Origin of the sequence: Stenotrophomonas maltophilia (assembly GCF_001274595.1) — a bacterium.
GTDB classification, from domain to species: Bacteria; Pseudomonadota; Gammaproteobacteria; order Xanthomonadales; family Xanthomonadaceae; genus Stenotrophomonas; species Stenotrophomonas forensis.
In genome coordinates, this window is the sequence record NZ_CP011010.1 from 4747501 (window position 1) to 4764814 (window position 17314).

At 67.7% G+C, this 17314-nt stretch carries 14 protein-coding genes; 4 read left to right on the forward strand and 10 right to left on the reverse strand.

Translation table 11 applies throughout. The annotated features are described in order from the left end of the window. Positions 1 to 619: 619 nt before the first annotated feature. Positions 620 to 1807: a benzoate/H(+) symporter BenE family transporter gene (locus tag VN11_RS21445; protein ID WP_053451187.1), complete on the forward strand. Its 1188-nt coding sequence runs from the start codon at positions 620 to 622 to the stop codon at positions 1805 to 1807. Positions 1808 to 1859: 52 nt separating this feature from the next. Here VN11_RS21445 and VN11_RS21450 read toward each other — a convergent pair whose 3' ends face one another. From VN11_RS21450 to egtB, 5 genes are read right to left on the reverse strand one after another with little or no spacing between them, the layout of a single operon-like run. Next, positions 1860 to 2618 (reverse strand): GYF domain-containing protein, encoded by a 759-nt coding sequence (locus VN11_RS21450; RefSeq protein ID WP_053451188.1) that lies wholly within the window; start codon positions 2616 to 2618, stop codon positions 1860 to 1862. Between the two features lie 32 nt (positions 2619 to 2650). Next, entirely contained in the window at positions 2651 to 3535 is an 885-nt protein-coding gene (locus tag VN11_RS21455; protein WP_053451189.1) for a D-hexose-6-phosphate mutarotase, read from the reverse strand. 40 nt (positions 3536 to 3575) lie between these two features. After that, positions 3576 to 4838: a lytic murein transglycosylase gene (locus VN11_RS21460; RefSeq protein WP_053451190.1), complete on the reverse strand. Its 1263-nt coding sequence runs from the start codon at positions 4836 to 4838 to the stop codon at positions 3576 to 3578. A 32-nt stretch (positions 4839 to 4870) separates the two neighbouring features. Beyond that, entirely contained in the window at positions 4871 to 5896 is a 1026-nt protein-coding gene (gene egtD, locus VN11_RS21465) for an L-histidine N(alpha)-methyltransferase (protein WP_053451191.1), read from the reverse strand. After that, positions 5893 to 7164, reverse strand: a complete 1272-nt coding sequence (egtB, locus tag VN11_RS21470; protein WP_053451192.1) for an ergothioneine biosynthesis protein EgtB — start codon at positions 7162 to 7164, stop codon at positions 5893 to 5895. Before egtB ends, egtD begins: the two co-directional genes overlap by 4 nt. A 150-nt stretch (positions 7165 to 7314) precedes the next feature. Between egtB and VN11_RS21475 the strand changes: the two genes are divergently transcribed. After that, positions 7315 to 8595 (forward strand): GGDEF domain-containing protein, encoded by a 1281-nt coding sequence (locus VN11_RS21475; RefSeq protein WP_053451193.1) that lies wholly within the window; start codon positions 7315 to 7317, stop codon positions 8593 to 8595. 3 nt (positions 8596 to 8598) lie between these two features. Here VN11_RS21475 and VN11_RS21480 read toward each other — a convergent pair whose 3' ends face one another. Next, complete coding sequence (locus tag VN11_RS21480; protein ID WP_053451406.1) at positions 8599 to 8991, reverse strand: YchJ family protein; 393 nt, start codon at positions 8989 to 8991, stop codon at positions 8599 to 8601. Between the two features lie 93 nt (positions 8992 to 9084). Between VN11_RS21480 and VN11_RS21485 the strand changes: the two genes are divergently transcribed. Continuing rightward, on the forward strand, positions 9085 to 9873 hold the full coding sequence (locus VN11_RS21485) for a sulfite exporter TauE/SafE family protein (RefSeq protein WP_219626123.1): 789 nt from the start codon (positions 9085 to 9087) through the stop codon (positions 9871 to 9873). Positions 9874 to 9967: 94 nt separating this feature from the next. On the opposite strand, the gene VN11_RS21490 is transcribed toward VN11_RS21485, so the two are convergent. The 4 genes from VN11_RS21490 to folE all read right to left on the reverse strand — a co-directional run bounded on the left by VN11_RS21490 (position 9968) and on the right by folE (position 16246). Next, positions 9968 to 13348: an ATP-binding protein gene (locus tag VN11_RS21490; protein WP_053451194.1), complete on the reverse strand. Its 3381-nt coding sequence runs from the start codon at positions 13346 to 13348 to the stop codon at positions 9968 to 9970. 16 nt (positions 13349 to 13364) lie between these two features. Continuing rightward, the gene (locus VN11_RS21495) at positions 13365 to 14066 is read right to left on the reverse strand and encodes a DUF4194 domain-containing protein (protein ID WP_053451195.1); all 702 of its coding nucleotides are present in this window, start codon (positions 14064 to 14066) and stop codon (positions 13365 to 13367) included. Further along, positions 14053 to 15522, reverse strand: coding sequence for a DUF3375 domain-containing protein (locus tag VN11_RS21500; RefSeq protein WP_014039010.1), 1470 nt, complete (start codon positions 15520 to 15522; stop codon positions 14053 to 14055). Before VN11_RS21500 ends, VN11_RS21495 begins: the two co-directional genes overlap by 14 nt. Before the next feature lie 112 nt (positions 15523 to 15634). Further along, a complete protein-coding gene (folE, locus tag VN11_RS21505) occupies positions 15635 to 16246 on the reverse strand; it encodes a GTP cyclohydrolase I FolE (RefSeq protein ID WP_004141296.1) in 612 nt (203 codons plus the stop codon). A gap of 611 nt (positions 16247 to 16857) precedes the next feature. Between folE and VN11_RS21510 the strand changes: the two genes are divergently transcribed. Further along, a complete protein-coding gene (locus VN11_RS21510) occupies positions 16858 to 17313 on the forward strand; it encodes a MarR family winged helix-turn-helix transcriptional regulator (protein ID WP_008265191.1) in 456 nt (151 codons plus the stop codon). Position 17314: the final 1 nt, after the last annotated feature.

The following is a 17314-nucleotide window of genomic DNA, read 5'->3' on the forward strand; positions in this document are numbered from 1 at the left end:
AAAATTTAAAGCTGCAGATGATTGATGCTGGCAACGTATCGCTTGCTTTAAAACAATTAATAGTTGCTTGATCAAACGTCTGCAAGATGGACAATCATCCTTCCTGCAGGCGCCTTCACAAGATACCTGCGCATACTTTCAAAGATCCGGGGAAGTGGCCTCAGCGCCATTCCCGTGTGCTGCGAAGTTTCCTTCGTAGCGAGCCGCCCATTATAGCCGGCTTTTCCGCTTCGTCAACACCTTTTTTCAAGGCCGCCTCACCGGAGTGGACGTTGTTGCCGATGCCGCTTCGTCGTTGGACCCGAGGGCCTTTCGTCGTTGCGAGCCGCCTATTATGCCGGACTTTTCGAGTCCGTCAACACCTTCGTTCGATCATCTCGTTCGTCGGTGGTGGCGTCGCTGTTCGCGTGCCGTTTCCGAAGAAGCGATGCGCTGCAGCAAGGGAGCGAATTCTAGAGATCCTGCAGATTTCGTCAAGGCTTTTTTTGCAGGGTGATGACAGAAGCGCCGTGACATCACGCATGACGTACGCTCGAAGATCACTGCGGCGTTGCCCGCGCGTTGCGCGGTCAACGCCGCAACCGCTATCAATGCAGGGATGCACAGTGGAGAGAGAGCAATGAGCATGCAGGTGGCACGCACGTGGTGGCGCGATCTTTCGATACCGGCCATCGTCGCTGGCTTCATTACAGTGCTGGTCGGCTTCGCCAGTTCCGCCGTGATCGTGTTCCAGGCCGCGCAGGCGGTCGGTGCCGACCAGGCGCAGATCGCCTCGTGGATGTGGGCGCTTGGTCTGGGCATGGGCGTGACCTGCATTGGCCTGTCGCTGCGCTATCGCGTGCCGGTAGTGACCGCATGGTCGACCCCGGGTGCGGCCATGCTGGTGGTGGGTGCCGGCGGCGCTTCGCTCTCTGAAGCGACCGGCGCCTTCCTGCTCGCCGCCGTGCTGGGCATGCTGGCGGGCTTCTCGGGCCTGTTCGCCCGGTTGATGCAGCGGGTGCCGATGGCGCTGGCCGCGGGCATGCTGGCCGGCGTGCTGCTGCGCTTCGGCCTGGACGTGTTCGTGGCCATGAACACCCAGCTGGTGCTGGCACTGGCGATGTTCGCCACCTGGCTGGCCGGGCGCCGCCTGTTCCCGCGCTACGCCGTCATCGCCACCCTGCTGGTCGGTATCGCGATCGCCGCCAGCCGTGGCCTGCTGCACGCACAGCAGGTGCACCTGCAACTGGCGGTACCGCAGTGGGTGACCCCGTCCTTGTCGTGGACCGCCGTGGCCGGCATCGCCCTGCCCTTGTTCATGGTCACCATGGCCTCGCAGAACATTCCCGGCGTGGCGGTGATGCGCGCGTCCGGCTACGACGCCCCGGTATCGCCGCTGATCGGCTGGATCGGCGTGGTCAACACCCTGCTGGCGCCGTTCGGTGCGTACGCGCTGAACCTGGCGGCGATCACGGCAGCGATCTGCATGGGCCGCGATGCGCATGAGGATCCGGCACGACGCTACACCGCTGCCATGGCTGCTGGCGCCTTCTACATTGTCATCGGCCTGTTCGGCGCCACGGTGGCGGCACTGTTTGCGGCGTTCCCCAAGGAACTGGTGGCCTGCGTGGCCGGTATCGCGCTGTTCGGCACCATCGGCAACAGCCTGGCCAGTGCACTGGCGGTGGAGCGTGACCGCGAGGCGGCACTGGTCACCTTCCTGGTCACCGCCTCGGGCGTATCCCTGGCCGGGATTGGGTCGGCATTCTGGGGGCTGGTGGCCGGCACGCTGTGCCTGCTGGTACTGCGGGCGCGCGCGCCGGCCTGAGCACGAGGATCAAGACTGCGGGCGAACGGCGTTGCCGATCATCGCCTGCCCCTCAGCCGGCCATCGCCTGCGCCACGAACATCATCACCAGGACGAAGAAGATGGCCCCGACCGCCGCCGGTACGCTGGTGCCACCCCGGGCTACCAGTTCGCTGCGCAGGCGTGCCGCATCGTCGCCGGCAACGACACGTGCCCGGGTGATCTCCCGCTGGCAGTGCGACAGATACCAGCGGTTGGCATACACCGCGGCGGTGATGTTGAGCACGAAGTTGATGAACATGGACATGCCTTCGGGCACACCCAACAGAGCCTCGGCGATACTGAAGAACACCAGGGTGCCGGCCCAGATGGCCGCCAGCCGGTACATCCTGCGGTACATCATCCAGATCAAGCCGATCAGGAACGCCGGCCAGTGCCAGGTACCGCTGCCCGTGGCGATGCCCTGATCCAGCCGCCAGCGCTGGCGATAGATCGGGAAGTTGCCGCCGACGACGGCGGCATACAGCGCCATGTCACCCTCCAGCCCTGTGGCTGGCGTGGGCAGGGCGGCCGTCGTGGGCGCGCGGTAGGGATCGGATGGATCGGCGGCGGTCGTCGCGACTCCTGCAGGCTCGGGCGGTTGGGCGACCGGCCCGGCTGCGGCCACCGCAGGGTCGAGCTCGGCCAGCGGTCGCCACGACGGCATTCCCTCCCGCCACAACAGCGTACGCGCCGTCACCGTCCCGTCCTGTTGCAGGCGGCGCAGCCCGGCAAGATCGACCGGCCCTTCGCTCTGCCTGCTGTTGGCATACCACCACTGCGCATCCTGCATGTTGCCTACCTCTGCTGGTTCCATCATCACGCTCAACGTCCTGTCGTGGCCTGCAGCGGTGCGCTGGCCAGGGTCTGTGCCATCCGGTGGCTTGCGCCCGGTTCAAGGGTAATCTGCTCGGGACCGGCATTGGCCACTTCCAGACACACATAGTCGCGCCAGCCCTCGCCGACATCCGACATTTTCGCCGCGGCCTCGGCTCCCGGGTTCCAGGCCACCAGGGTCTGGCTGCCTTCGCTGTGGATCTCGATCTGCCGCTGCAGCACGGGATCACGCAGCACATAGTGGCCCTGTGCCCCGGTGTAGATGCGGTCGCTGCGGCCAGGATCGCGCGGGTCGCGCAGCGACCATGGCCCCTGCTGCTGCCGCGCGTGGGAATAGTCCTCGTACTTGTCCAGGTACTGCAGTCCGTCGACACCCTCGACGTCCACGCGGCTGGCATCACCCACCCTGAAGTAGCTGTGCAGTGCCTGGGTGAACGTCACCGGGGCGGTTCCGATGTTCTCGGTGATCAGTTGCTGGTGCAGCTGATGGCCGACGTGCACCACCATCTGCAGGCGCAGGCCGAGTGGGTCGGGCAGTGACGGGGCCAGCTGCAGCTCCACTGCGCCGTCATCGCCCTGGTGCACGTGCAGCAGTTCCCAGCGTGCGGTGCGCACCAGGCCATGTGCAGGAGCATCCGCGCCCTGGCCCTGGCGACCGAACCATGGCCAGCACACCGGCACGCCACCGCGGATCGGCGTCGGCAGCTCGGCGCGCATGGGCGACAACCACAACAGATCCGGTTGTCCCTGCGGAATGAACGACAGCAGCTGTCCGCCGAACACGCTGATGACCGCCGTGGCGACGGGCGTGCGCACGTGCCAGGCCTCAAGCCCGTGATACAGGCCGTTGCTGATGTCCGGATTCGACTGCATGCGATGACGCTCCTTGAAGACCGCGGCGATGATGTCGCGGTCAACGTGCCGCCGGCAAGGCCTTCTGCGCACTGGGCGCGGCAGCCGCCTCTTCCTGCAGCGCGCGCAGGATGCGTTGCCCGGCGCGACCATCGGCATTGGCCCAGCCAAGGCGTTGCTGTTCGGCCTGGATCGCGCGACGCGTGGCAGTACCGATCATGCCGTCTGCGCTACCGATATCGTGGCCGCGGGCGAGCAGCAGGGTCTGCAGCTGACGGCGCTCATCGCGGCCGATTCCGGGATCGTCGGTGGGCCAGGCCGTGGCCAATCCGGCGCCGCCGCGTAGCTGGTCGGCCAGCGTGGCGATCGCCAGTGCGTAACTCTCGGCCGCGTTGTAACTGTAGATCGCGTCGTAATTGCGGAACACCAGCAACGCCGGGCCCTTGCTGCCGGCCGGCAGCAGCAGGGCGGCACGCGCGTCGGCGGGAAGCTTGGCCGGGGCCAGCGCACTGCCATCCAGCGCAGTCACTCCCTGCGCGCGCCACTCGGCCAGGGCGCGGCGCTGGGTACGCCCCGCCTGGCTGGCATTGAAACCGGCGGGGACACGCACCTCCATGCCCCACGGCTCGCCACTGCGCCAACCGGCGCGCTTGAGGTAGTTGGCGGTGGACGCCAGCGCATCGGGGATGCTGCCGACCAGGTCGCGGCGACCATCGCCATCACCATCCACGGCGATGCGTGCATAGGTGCTGGGCATGAACTGCGTATGCCCGAAGGCGCCTGCCCAGGACCCGGTGAGGCCCTGTGCCTGCAGGTCTCCACGGTCGATCAGCGTGAGCAGGGCCAGCAGTTCACCGCGGAAGAAGGCCTGGCGGCGGCCGGCGCAGGACAGCGTGGCCAGCGACTGCAGCAGCGGGCGCTTGCCGAACACGCGGCCGTAGTCGCTCTCCACGCCCCAGACCGCGACGATGGTGGCCGGATCGACGCCGTACTGTGCAGACACCCGATCGAGCAGGTCACGATGCTGCTGCAGCATCGCGCGGCCATCATCCACGCGCTGGCGATCGACCAGCGCGGCCAGGTAGTCCCAGATCGGCGTGGTGAATTCGGGCTGCGCATCGAGCAGGTCGAGCACGCTCGGGTCGGGCGTGAGGCCGGCGGTGATCTCAGTGAAGCGCTCGGCACGGATGCCCTGGCTGGCGGCGGTGGCCTGCAGGTTCGCCAGGCAGCGGCTGAAGGCTGGATCGGCACTGGCATCCGCTGCCGCAGGCGTGGGGGCCGAAACCAGGGCGGCTGCCAGGCCGAGCGTGGTGAGAATGGGCATGGCGTCCTCCGTGTTGCCGTTGCAGGGCCATCTTAGGGGTACCGATGCCGCCGAACCTGAAGGGCACCCGGACCACCGGCGGGCTGGACCGCACGCAGCAGGCGCAGGCCGTAGGCAGGACGGTCGGCATCCCAGCGCTGCGTGACCTGCAGCCCAGCCTGCTGCAGCAGCGCTTCAAAGCTGTCATCGGTGTACTTGTGACTGTATTCCACGCGGATCGGCTCATCGGCGGCGAAGTGGAAGGTCCGGCCATCGAGATGGACATCCTGCGCCCAGCGGCTGACCAGGTCGGTTTCAATACGCAGCCGGGCGGTGCTGTAGCACGCACGATGACGGAATCCGTCGAGATCGAAGTCACTGCCGATCTCGCGGTTGAGCCGGGCCAGCAGGTTGAGGGTGAAGGCAGCGGTGACGCCCTGCGCGTCGTTGTAGGCTGCCTCGATCAGCGCCGGGTCCTTGTGCAGGTCGATGCCGACCAGGGCCAGGCCCTCACCGCCCATGGTCTGGCGCATCGCGCGCAACAGCGCGATGGCGTCCTCGCCTTCGAAGTTGCCCAGCGTGGAACCGGGGAAGAACAGCAGGCGTCGTGCCGGTTCGCGCTCGGGCATGGGCACGGCCACGGGACGGGTGAAGTCGGCGCAGACCGGCAGCATCTCGACCTCGGGCAGCGCCGGTGCCAGGTGATCGATGCTGGACAGCAGTGCGGCACGCGAGATCTCGATCGGCGTGTAGGCCACCGGGTCGTGCAATGCGGCCAGCAGCAGCGCGGTCTTGCGGCCACTGCCGCTGCCGAGTTCCACCACGTGCAGGCGAGGGCCGACGGTACGGGCGATATCCGGCAGCACGCGCTTCAGCAGGGCCAGCTCGGTTCGGGTGGGGTAATACTCGGGGGTCTGGGTGATCTGCTCGAACAGGCGCGAGCCGCGGGCATCGTAGAAGTACTTGGAGGGCAACTGCCGCGACGGGCGCGACAGACCGGCCACCACATCGGCCAGGATCTGCTGGCGCCCCGGGGTGAGATCGGTCAGCGCCTGCAGCGCGTCATCCACCGTACTCATGTGAGGTCCCTGGCCAGGCGCAGCCCGGAGAACTGCCAGCGCGCCGGCGGCATGAAGAAATTGCGGTAGCTGGCACGCACATGTCCGCGCGGAGTGGCGCAGCTGCCGCCGCGCAGCACCCACTGCCCGCACATGAACTTGCCGTTGTATTCGCCCAGGTTGCCGGCGAACGGGCGGAAGCCCGGATAGGCCCCATAGGCGCTCTGGGTCCACTCCCATACATCGCCGAACATCTGGCGCAGGCCATTGCCCTGCCCGGCCTGCGGGTGCAGGCCATCGTCATCGGCGAAATGGCCGCATAGCGGTTGCGAGGCGGCAGCGGCTTCCCATTCGAACTCGCTGGGCAGGCGTGCACCGGCCCAGCGGGCACAGGCGTCGGCCTCGTAATAACTGAGGTGGCAGACCGGCGCGTGCAGGTCCAGTTCGCGCCAACCGCCCAGGGTGTATTCGCGCTGCAGGGCGTCGTCCCAGTACAGCGGGTGCTGCCAGTCCTCTGCTTCGCGCAGCGCCCAGCCTTCGCTGAGCCACCAGCGCGGCTCGCGATAGCCGCCGGCCTCGATGAAGGCCAGGTACTCGGCGTTGCTGAGCGGGCGCTCGGCCAGGGCATGGGCGGGCAGCAGCACGCGGTGCGGCGGCGATTCGTTGTCGTAGGCGAAGGCGGCGTGCTGCGGCCACGCCGCGGCACCGACGGTAACGATGCGTTCGGGCGATTCGATCCAGCCCTGCGCAGTGGCGATGCTGGTGATGGCGTGCAGGTCCTGCCGGTAGGCCGGCTGCAGCGGATTGCACCAGAACGCATGCTTGATGTCGGTGAGCAGCAGCTCCTGGTGCTGCTGCTCGTGCTGCAGGCCCAGCTGCAGGTGCTGCAGCGCCTGTGGGTCGAGGTCGCCGGCAGCAAGGCGTGACTGCACCTGCGCATCCACCTGCTGGCGGTAATCGCGTACCTGCTGCAGCGAAGGGCGCGACAGCAGCCCACGCTGTGGCCGCGCGTGGGCCGGGCCGATGCTCTTGTAGTAGCTGTTGAACAGGTAGTCCCAGCCAGGATCGTGCGCCGGTGCGGCGGCAAGGCCTGCCAGCACGAAGCGCTCGAAGAACCAGGTGGTGTGGGCCAGGTGCCATTTGCTCGGGCTGGCATCGGCCATGCTCTGCAGCATGGCGTCCTCGGCGCTGAGCGGCGCGGCCAACTGCAGGCTGCGGGCCCGCACCCGCGCGAACTGGTGGGCGAGATCGTGCTGCGGGGCAGCGACGGCGGCAGGTACGCTGTCCATGCAGGCAGCATCGGCGCAGGCCGGTGAGTGCGACGTCATGGTTCGGCGTCACTTTGTTCACATGGGTGACCCGCCCGCATTCAAGAAGCGGGCCCGAACGCCGCTAACGGCAGTGCTGCGGCCGCGTCGTCACCGCGCTGGAATTCCTGCTTGCCCCTGCATCCGCTCCGCCAGCCTGCGCATTACCTGTTCGTGCTGCCCGCCGTGCTGGTCGCACTGCTGCTGTGGACGGCGCTGGGCAACGAAGACGTTGCCAGCCCCGCCCAGCGCATCCTGCCGTGGCTGCTGGCCAGCCTCGGCGCCGGGCTGGCCCTGCTCTACCACCAGGTGCGTGCGCTGTGCCTGTTGCTGCTGGTGGCGGTGGTGTTCGCGCTGCTGCACCAGGATGTGGGTGGCTACCTGCGCAGTGGCCATGTGACCGCCCTGACCCCGCTGCGCTTCCATGCCATCTCGGCCTGGTTGCCGCTGCTGTTGGCGGGCCTGGCATTGTGGCCGGAACGCGGGCGACGTCGCCAGGACCTGCTGCTGCGCGGCGTGGCCTGCGGCCTGGCGCTTGCCGTCTTCCTGCTGCTGGCAGCACAGCAGCCCAGCGGCATGCACGACCTGTTGTCGGACCGTCACTGGCGCTGGATTCCCGCCCACTGGAACGCGCTGGCGCAGGTGCCGGCCCTGCTGTTCCTGCTGGCCACCGCTGCGTTGGGCTGGCAGGCGTGGCGGCATCCGCGGCCATTGCACACCGCGATGCTGCTGGCCCTACTGTGCCTGTGGTGGATGCTGCCGCGGATCTTCCTGCAACCGGTGCTGTTGCCGGCACTGAGCAGTGCTGCCCTGCTGCTGATGCTGGGTGCGATGCTGCAGGAGTCCTTCCACATGGCCTTCCGCGATGAACTGACCGGCCTGCCGGGGCGCCGCGCGTTCAACGAGACCGTGCAGCGGGCACGCGGCACCTACAGCATCGCAATGGTGGACGTGGATCACTTCAAGTCCTTCAACGACACCCATGGCCACGATACCGGTGACGATGTGCTGCGCCTGGTGGCCTCGCGGCTGTCGCGGGTCAGCGACGGTGGCCGCGCGTTCCGCTATGGCGGCGAGGAGTTCGTCGTGGTGTTCCTGGACCGTCCGGCGGCGGCCTGTGTCGATGCCGTGGAAGCATTGCGGCAGAGCATCGAGGCCACCCGCATGCAGCTGCGCGACCGCAGCACCCGCAGCCGTGATGACGAAGCCGGCCGCCAGCAGCGCGGACGCGGCGGCAACGGCCAGGTGGTGCAGGTGACAGTGAGTATCGGCCTGGCCGACAGCCGTGAGGATCCACGGCCGGCAGCGGTGATCAAGGCGGCCGACCAGGCGCTGTACAGGGCCAAGGACGGCGGCCGCAACCAGGTCCGCGCGCACGCCGGCCAGCGCGTGCTGGCCGTGCGCGGCGGCTGAGGCTCAGACCGCGTCGAGGTAGTACCAGCGGCCGTCGATGCGCAGGAAGCGGCTGTGCTCGGTCATTTTCACCGCACTGCCGCCGCCGATGCGGTAGCGCGCGGTGAAGCGCACCTCGGCGCTGTCCGCACCGGTGGGCGTGTGCTCGTGCACGGTCAGGCCCAGCCAATGCGTGCGCTGGCCCGGCGCCTCCTCCAGCACCAGCTCGGCCGGGCGGGTATCCGGGTGCCAGGTCTGGCGCAGGTAATCGGCAAGGCCACGCACGTACGCGCTGTAGCGCGAACGCATCAGGCGCTCGGCGTCCGGTGCGGCTTCGCCGGCATGGAAGCGTCCACAGCAGGCGGCGTAGTCGGCGGCCAGGCCACAGGGACAGGGATCGGCGGGTTGTCGGCTCATGCCGTCATTGTCGCCGGGTTGCACGGATTGATCCACGCGCGGCACAGGTCAGTTGCAGCAGGACAGGCGTATGCTGTCGCGCCCCCACCTTGAATGACCGCCGTGCTGGAACTGGTTCCCCCTGAGTTGTGGTGGCTGGTGGTGATCGCCTTCATCGCCGGCCTGGTGGATGCCGCCGTCGGTGGCGGTGGCCTGGTGCAGCTGCCCGGCCTGTTCACGGTGCTGCCGCAGCAGACGCCGGCAATGCTGTTCGGTACCAACAAATTCAGTTCGATGTTCGGCACCGGTGCGGCGGCCTGGCGCTATGCGCGCAACGTGCGCTTCCCGTGGAAGCCGGTGCTGTTCGCGGCCGGTACCGCCTTCATCTTCTCGTTCGCCGGGGCCACGGCGGTGAGCCTGCTGCCCAAGGATGCGGTGCGCCCGCTGGTGCTGGTGCTGCTGATCGCGATGCTGGCCTACACACTGTGGAAGAAGGACTTCGGCGCGCTGCACCGGCCGCAGGAGATCGGACGCCGCGAGCTGGTGATCGCGCTGGCGATCGGTGCGGCGATCGGTTTCTACGATGGATTCTTCGGGCCGGGCACCGGCAGTTTCCTGATCTTCCTGTTCGTGCGCTTCTTCGGGCTGGATTTCCTGCGTGCATCCGCCGCGTCGAAGGTGGTGAACCTGGCGACCAATGTGGCGGCAATCTCGTTCTTCGTGCCCACCGGCAACATCCTGTGGCTGTTCGCGCTGCCGATGGCGGCGGCCAACATCATCGGCTCGGTGGTCGGCACGCGATTGGCGCTGAAGGGCGGCACGCCGTTCATCCGCAAGCTGTTCGTGGGGTTGGTGGTGGTGCTGATCGCACGGATGGCGTGGGATACGTTCCGCGGTGCGTGAATGCGGTTGCCGGCCAGCGGCCGGCACTACCATGGGCGGGTTCATGACCCGGTAGTGCCGGCCGCTGGCCGGCATTCCCATTCAATCGGCCGGGTCAGGCCTCGGCTTCTTCCGGTTCGTTGGCCTGCTGGCGGCTGCGCTCCGGCAGCTTCAGCCGCTTGCCTTCTTCGTCGTACTCGATCAGCAACACGCCGGAGTCGTGGCGACCGCTGATCTCGACGAAGCAGGCGCCACCGATGAACGGTTCCAGCGTCATCACCGACTTCAGCGGGGTGGCCACCACCATCTGGAAGCCGAAATTGTCGAAGATGTTCATCGCCAGTGCGGTGAACTCGTTGTCGGCCTTGTCGAAGGCCTCGTCGAGCACCACCGCGGCGTAGCTCGGCAGCTGGCTGTCGGCGCCGCCGAGCTGGTAGCGCAGTGCTGCGGCCAGGCAGGTGGTGGCCAGTTTCTGGCGCTGGCCACCGGACTTGCCGGCGCCGCTGCGGTAGATCTCGACCTGCTGGCGCGTTTCCGCATCCAGTTCGACGCCGATGAACTCCACGTGCATGCGCACGTCCAGCACCAGCTCGCGCCAGCGCTTGTCCTCGCCTTCCTGCGAGCCCAGGCGGTTGACCAGCTGGCGCAGCACGGTGAACTGCGATTCGGCCAGCTCGCGCTGCTCGGTCTGCTGTTGCGACAGCACTTCGCGCAGCTGCAGGTGGAACTCGCCGACTTCCGGCAGGCGGCGGTCGCTCAGCTCGATGGTCAGCAGCGTGCCGCGGTTGAACGGCACCTGTTCCAGGCTGGCATTCACTTCGTCCAGGCGCTGGCCGATCGACTTGCGGGCCTCTGCACTGTGCCGCTGCAGGGCCAGCAGGTTGTTCTTGCTCTGGTTCTGCAGCAGGTCGAAGAAGCGTTCTTCGTGCTGCGGAAGTCCATCACGCTCCAGCCGTTCGAGACGGGCGAGGAAATCCTCGGCCGAGGCCACCGACACGGTGAAGTCACCCGACTCCTCCGGCCACTGCTGGATGAAGCGACGGAAGCAGCCGATCAGCTGGTTCTCGATGCGGTTCAGGTCCTGCTGCGACGACGACAACTGTTCATTCAGCGCATTGCTGACCTGGCGCATGTGCGCTTCCAGCGTTTCCAGGCTGAGCGGGCCCTGCTCCTGCAGGCGCTCGGCCAGGCCGGCCTCCTGCTCCTGAGCCAGGCTCGGCAGCACCAGTGCACGGCTCTGCTGGCGCGCGCGGTCGAGGCGGTCACGTTCCTTTACCAGCTGGCCACGCTCGACGCGGACGTCTTCATAGGTACGGCGGGACTGCTCGATGTCGGCGCGCACGGCGTCGATCTGCTTGGCCAGCTTGGCGAGGTCGGCGTTGCCTTCGCGCAGGTCGCGCAGGGTGGCCTCGATATCGCTCAGGCGCTGCTGCGGGGCGGCGATGTCGATCTCGTTCCAGCTGATGCTGACCAGTTCGTGGCAGGCCAGGCGACGCTCGTTGTCGCGGTCACGCTGGCCGCGCAGGCGCGCGATATCGGTTTCGCAGCTGGCGATGCGCTTGGCCAGTTCCTGCGCTTCACGCTCGAAGGCACCCACCTTGTCGTGGTTGTTGAAGCCGAGGATCCAGCGGCGGCGATCGCCGACGGCGCTGCGATCGTCCTTCTCGAAACGATCGCCCGGATGCTTGACCTGGCCTTCGCGGGTGATGCCGCGGTCGACGTTGCGCAGCTGCTTGGCGTCCACGCATTCGTAGTCGAAGCGCTTGCCCAGCTCGCGGCGCAGCCAGCTTTCGAACACGTGCTCGCGCAGTTCCAGCTTGTGCAGCAGCGACTTCGCCGACGGCTCTCGGGCAAACGCATCATCGTTGCGGCGCACGCGGTAGTAGGTGAAGCGCATGCCCAGGTGGGTACGGTTCACCCACTCGGCGACGTCGTTGTAGTGCTTGTCATCGACCAGCAGCGACAGCGCGAAGCCGCCCAGCACGCGCTCGATGGCGCCCTGCCAGCCCTGCTCTTCCGAGCGGACCTGAATCAGCTCGCCGACGAACGGCAGCGCCGCTTCGGCAATGCCGGTTTCCTCGGCCAGGCGCGCGCGCAGCTTCTGCATCGGCGCCGGGATGTTGGACGGCGTGCGCTGCATCGCCTCCAGCTCGCTGCGCACTTCGCCGAAGCGGCGCTCGTCATCGCGCTTGCCACCGAGGCGATCGCTGATCGCATCATCCAGTGCCGCCGAGGCACGCTGGCGGTCCTGCAGTTCGTTCTGCGCACGCTCGACCAGCTCTGCGAAACCGTGGGCATCGCCGGGCAGTTCGGCCTGCAATTGCTGAGCAGCTTCCTGGGCCTGGTCACGCTTGGCCTGGCGGCGGTCACGCTCGGCTTCGGCACGGCCCTGCTCGCGTTCCAGTTCCTCGATGCGCTCACCGCCCTGCTGGCGGCGCTGCAGTTCCAGTTCGGCCAGGCGCTCGGTGTGGTTGTCGAGTGCGGCGCGGCGCTGGGCTTCCTCGCCCAGCAGGCCACGGTCACGCACATCCATCTCGCGCAGGCGCGCTTCGATCAGCGCCTGGCGGCGGCTTTCGCGGAAGCTGTCGACGCCAAGCTTCAGCGCTTCGTCGTCGCCGCGCTGGCGGTGCATTTCCTTCAGATCGTTGTAGTAGGCGCGCGCCGGCAGCAGGGTTTCCACCTGGCGGCGGGCGGTGACCACCGCCTGATGCGCGCCATCGAGCTCGGCAAAGTCGCTGACCAGGCGCTCGGCGGCGTCGAAGGTCTTCGGCGTGTCGAGCATGAAGTCGCGCAGGAAGACGTTGAGGTCGCCCAGGTTCTTCGCCGACTGCGTCTTGTGCAGCAGGCGCAGTGCCATCTCGTTGTCGATGCCGAGCAGGTCGCGGAAGCGCTCGGCATAGCCGGAGAAGGTGTCGAAATGGTGCAGGTCGGACAGCTTCTGCTTGAGCTTGCGCAGGTCCAGGTCGAAACCGCCGAGATCCTTGGCGATGTCGAACGGACGCTCGGCAATCATGTAGTGCTTGCGCACGTCGCCGGCCGAGGTGCCGTTGCCGGAGATCCACAGCAGGCGCACCAGGCTGACCACGCGGCCGTCGCCGGCGCGGTATTCCAGCACCAGCGCGGTCCAGGTCGCGCCCTTGCGCAGGTACTGGGTGGCGATTTCGCCGGTGCCGCTGTCCTGCTGGTCGGCCCACGCGCCACGCACGTAGGACACCAGGTTGCGGTCGCGGCCGCTGCGCTCGGCTTCACGCGCGGCGGCGTTGAAGTCGACGATGGCCGGCGGCGTCAGCAGCGCGGACATGGCATCGAGCAGGGTCGACTTGCCCGAGCCGGAACGGCCGACGAACAGGAAGCCGCGCTCGGCGATCGGTACTTCGGTCAAACCGTTGAAGGTGCCCCAGTTGTGCACCTGCAGGCGGCGCATGCGGAACTGCTGCAGGCGCGGGTCCGGCAGGCCTTCGTTGAACAGGGCGGGAGTGTGCTTGGAGATAGCCATGCGATGGTCGGGTCTCTCAGGCCTCGGCGGCCGGGGTTTCGCGCAGCTGGCGGTAGACCGCCGAAAGCTGGGACACGTCTTCGGCGGAGAACAGCAGCTTCAGCGCCGGCGAGACTTCGTGGCGGTCTTCCTGGCCGCTGAGGCGGGTCAGGATGTGGTTGTCCTTCATCTTCTGCACCGCCGAAGCGACGCGGCGGTTGAAGCCGGCGCGGTCGGTGGACAGGTTCTTCTCGTAGATGGCCAGCGCTTCGGCCATCTCGGCGTCGGCGACCACCGCGCGGTTGCCGCGCGCATCGGCCTCGGCCAGCTGCTGGCGCAGGTACAGCAGCAGCACCGAGTCGATGAAGGTCAGCGGCGAGGTGCGCAGCAGTACCGGTGCATCAACGTCTTCGGTGTCGGCCTGGCGGGTGAAGGCCACGCCGCTGTCGCGGTCCAGCACCAGTTCCAGGAACAGATCGGCCAGCGCGGAGCGGATGGCGGCTTCGCTGCGGATCAGCGCCGGCCACAGCTTGGCGTGGCGCAGCTGGTCGATGCTGGGGCCGATCAGCAGCTGGCACAGCGCGCGGCGCGCATCCAGCGGCAGGCGCCCGGTGTCGCCCAGGTAGTACACGTCGTTGCCACGGCGGGGCTGCGCCACGGTCGCCACCGGCTCGGCCTCGTAGGCGTCTTCCGCCACGTCGGCCTGCGGTGCGTCGATCGGATCTTCATGCCAGCTCATGGCGTCTCTCCTGGGTGAACCAAACCAGCGGGATGCGGGCGCGACGGACCTGGCCGTCGCCACCACGCCATTGCGCGAGCTCCTGCTCGCCGGCGACCACGTTGCCGAAGCGCGTGCCCAGCGACAGGTAGCCAATGACACTGCCCAGGCCCTGCGGCGCTTCGCGCTGCGACAAGGCCTGGGCGATGCTGAGCCGCGGCTGTGCATCGAGCAGGTCGTGCAGGTCACGGCGCAGGGTACGGAAGTCGATTTCGGACGATGCCACCAGATCACCCACGCTCTCCAGGCTGATCGCAGCGGCGTCGTTGTATTCGACGTTGCCATCGACCTGGGCACTGCGCGGATCGTGCAGCTTCCACTGCGACCACGAGCGCAGGCGGCTGGTGGTCAGCTGCAGGTCGCGGCCGATGCCGCGCTGTGCGGGGAACTCATCGCGCAACGCCAGCGCTTCGGACTGCGCCTGCTTCAACAACTGATTGAGGCGGCGCTGTTCCAGGTAGCCACGGCTCTGCACGAAACCGCGCAGGCTGCGCGCGAAGTTCTGCAGCACGTCGTGCACCTGGCCGCCACGCTCGAGCATGGTGCTGGTGAAGCCGCGCAGGAAGTTGCGTTCGTTGCGGTCCAGGCGGCGCGCAAAGCCACGTGCCAGCACTGCTTCCAGCGCGGCATCGAGCTGGGCGCTCTGTTCGGCGTCGTTGAGCAGGCGCCAGAAGGCCTGGAAACTGCGCCCGGCATCGCTCTCGCCGATCACGTCCACGCCCTCGAACAGCTGCGACAGCACGTCGCCACGCTCGCCCTCGTCATCGATGATGCGTTCGCGGAAATCGCGGTTGAGCTGCTCGAAGTCGTCGCGCACGCGGCGGAAGTCTTCGGTCAGTTCGTCGGCCAGGCCGATGATCTGGCGCGCACGTTCCAGCGCGCGCTTGCCATCCAGCGCGATCACGCGGCCGGCACCGACGCGGGCGATCTCGGCGTCGATGCGGTCACGCTCGTCGCGCAGCGCGGACAGGCGTGCATCCGGATCCGATTCGGTCTGCGCCGCCAGCTGCGAGAGCTGTTCGATGACCAGCGCCAGGCGGCTTTCGGTGGCGGCCACGCGGGCCTGCTCGAGGCCGTCGGCGAAGCGGATCGCCTGCAGTGCGGCGGTGGACAGCTCGTACTGCTCCTGGTCGGCACCCTCGGGCAGGCGCCGTTCCAGCCAGCCCTGGGCCAGCCAGTGCGCGATGTAGGCCTGTGCGGTACGCGGCAGGTCGCGCGACAGTTCGTCGCCGTTGAGCTGGTCCAGCGCACGTTGCAGGCGCTCGTTGAGCACCGACGACGACAGCGTGCGCTCGCCGTCCATCAGCAACCCCTGCAGCAGGCCGATGATTTCCGGGGCGTGGTCGGCCGCAAGCAGCTTCCACTGCGGCTGTTCGCGCAGATGGCGGTAACGGGAAATGCGTTCGCGATGCTTCATGCAGCGAAAGGAGTCATGAGGGCTGGCGGGGACGAGCAGCGGCGCACGGCTGCCGCGCGGGCAGCCATGGCCATGCCGGCCGCACGGGGCCGGCAGGGTACGGGCAAGCGGCTCAGCGCTTGCCGCCCACTTCGATGAAGCGCAGGAACTCGGCGCGGGTACGCGCGTCGTCGCGGAAGCTGCCCAGCATCTTGGAGGTGACCATGCTGACGCCGCGCTTGTGGATGCCGCGGGTGGTCATGCATTCATGGGCGCCTTCGACGACCACGCCGACACCGATCGGCTGCAGCACGTCCTGGATGCACTGCGCGATCTGCGCGGTCATCTTTTCCTGCACCTGGAAACGGCGGGCATAGGCTTCGACGACGCGGGCCAGCTTGCTGATGCCCACCACCTTGCCGGCCGGCAGGTAGCCGACGTGCACGCGGCCGATGATCGGCGCCATGTGGTGTTCGCAGTGGCTTTCGTACTCGATGTCACGCAGGACGATCAGTTCGTCATAGCCGGCCACTTCCTCGAAGGTCCGCTCCATGTAGGCGCGCGGGTCGTCGCGGTAACCGCTGAACCAGTCGCCATAGGCTTCGGCGACGCGGCGGGGGGTATCCAGCAGGCCTTCACGGGACGGGTCCTCACCGGCCCAGCGCAGCAGGGTGCGCACGGCATCCTCGGCCTGGTCCTGGGTCACGTCGCCCTGCGGGGCGGCCTTTTCGTTGTTCTTGCTCATTGCGTACAGCGTCCCGAACGGGGGGCGAGCATCGTACCCGACCGGGGGGTGGGTCGTCCTGTTGGGACGGTTCATCGGGTGTCTGGTGGCGCCTGCCTGTTACGGGTTTGGATGGGGAAGGGCGGCAGGGCAGGACACGCCGTGAACCCATCCATGGGGGCTCGGTCGGCGCATCCATGCGCCTCACGGTCCTGCCCTGCCGCCCTTCCCCATCCCTGACAGTTTCCTGCGGGCGCGGCCGGACCGCCCGAAAGCGGGGTCAAAAGCGGGGGTTCATGGCTTCGGAAGCACCGCGCGCGACTGCGCGACTGCTGTGGTGGGCGCGGACCGCTGGTCCGCACAGCTTTGGCTTCTGCTCCTGCCTTTAAAGAGCCAACCCACCGCGCCCGCGGGGTAATGGGAGGGTGGCGGGGGCCGGGCGGGGCAGGACCGTCCGCGGCATGGATGCCGCGGCCGAGCCCCCAGGGACGGGTTTACGGCGTGTCCTGCCCCGTCCGGCCCCCGCTGCCCCACCGTAGCAACGTGGCGCAACGCTTTTCCTCACTACACCCCCGCCCATTCATAAAAACCTATTGATAGGAATGAAATTAGTAGTATCCTATCTATCTCTTATGGACCGACCCCTCGACGAGCGCACCGTGCTGCAGATGCAGCTCAGCTCCGGCCTGCTGTACGCAGGGCGGCAGTGGCAGCGCCTGGCCGACAGCCGCCTGGGCAGCTACGGCATCTCCACCGCCTGCACCATGCCGCTGCTGATGATCGGCCGCTCCGGCGGTGGCATCCGCCAGGTGGCGCTGGCCCAGCAGCTGGGCATGGAGGGGCCTTCGCTGGTGCGCCTGCTGGACAAGCTGTGCGCCAGCGACCTGGTCCGCCGCGAGAGCGACGCCAGCGACCGCCGTGCCAACCTGCTGTGGCTGACCGACGCCGGCCAGGCTCTGGTCAGCGAGCTGGAAGACCAGTTGATCGGCCTGCGCCAGGACGTATTCGGCGAGCTTTCCATGGATGAACTGCACGCCGTGCTGAAGGCATGGCGCCTGCTGGCCGAGGCCGCCGACCGCATTACGTAAG

Bases quoted from the DNA above. Each gene is read 5' to 3' on its own strand.
- VN11_RS21510 (WP_008265191.1), top strand. From the start codon at position 16,858: ATGGACCGACCCCTCGACGAGCGCACCGTGCTGCAGATGCAGCTCAGC.
- VN11_RS21450 (WP_053451188.1), bottom strand. From the start codon at position 2,618: ATGCAGGATGCGCAGTGGTGGTATGCCAACAGCAGGCAGAGCGAAGGG.
- VN11_RS21445 (WP_053451187.1), top strand. From the start codon at position 620: ATGAGCATGCAGGTGGCACGCACGTGGTGGCGCGATCTTTCGATACCG.
- egtB (WP_053451192.1), bottom strand. From the start codon at position 7,164: ATGGACAGCGTACCTGCCGCCGTCGCTGCCCCGCAGCACGATCTCGCC.
- VN11_RS21480 (WP_053451406.1), bottom strand. From the start codon at position 8,991: ATGAGCCGACAACCCGCCGATCCCTGTCCCTGTGGCCTGGCCGCCGAC.
- folE (WP_004141296.1), bottom strand. From the start codon at position 16,246: ATGAGCAAGAACAACGAAAAGGCCGCCCCGCAGGGCGACGTGACCCAG.
- egtD (WP_053451191.1), bottom strand. From the start codon at position 5,896: ATGAGTACGGTGGATGACGCGCTGCAGGCGCTGACCGATCTCACCCCG.
- VN11_RS21455 (WP_053451189.1), bottom strand. From the start codon at position 3,535: ATGCAGTCGAATCCGGACATCAGCAACGGCCTGTATCACGGGCTTGAG.
- VN11_RS21485 (WP_219626123.1), top strand. From the start codon at position 9,085: ATGACCGCCGTGCTGGAACTGGTTCCCCCTGAGTTGTGGTGGCTGGTG.
- VN11_RS21495 (WP_053451195.1), bottom strand. From the start codon at position 14,066: ATGAGCTGGCATGAAGATCCGATCGACGCACCGCAGGCCGACGTGGCG.
- VN11_RS21500 (WP_014039010.1), bottom strand. From the start codon at position 15,522: ATGAAGCATCGCGAACGCATTTCCCGTTACCGCCATCTGCGCGAACAG.
- VN11_RS21490 (WP_053451194.1), bottom strand. From the start codon at position 13,348: ATGGCTATCTCCAAGCACACTCCCGCCCTGTTCAACGAAGGCCTGCCG.
- VN11_RS21460 (WP_053451190.1), bottom strand. From the start codon at position 4,838: ATGCCCATTCTCACCACGCTCGGCCTGGCAGCCGCCCTGGTTTCGGCC.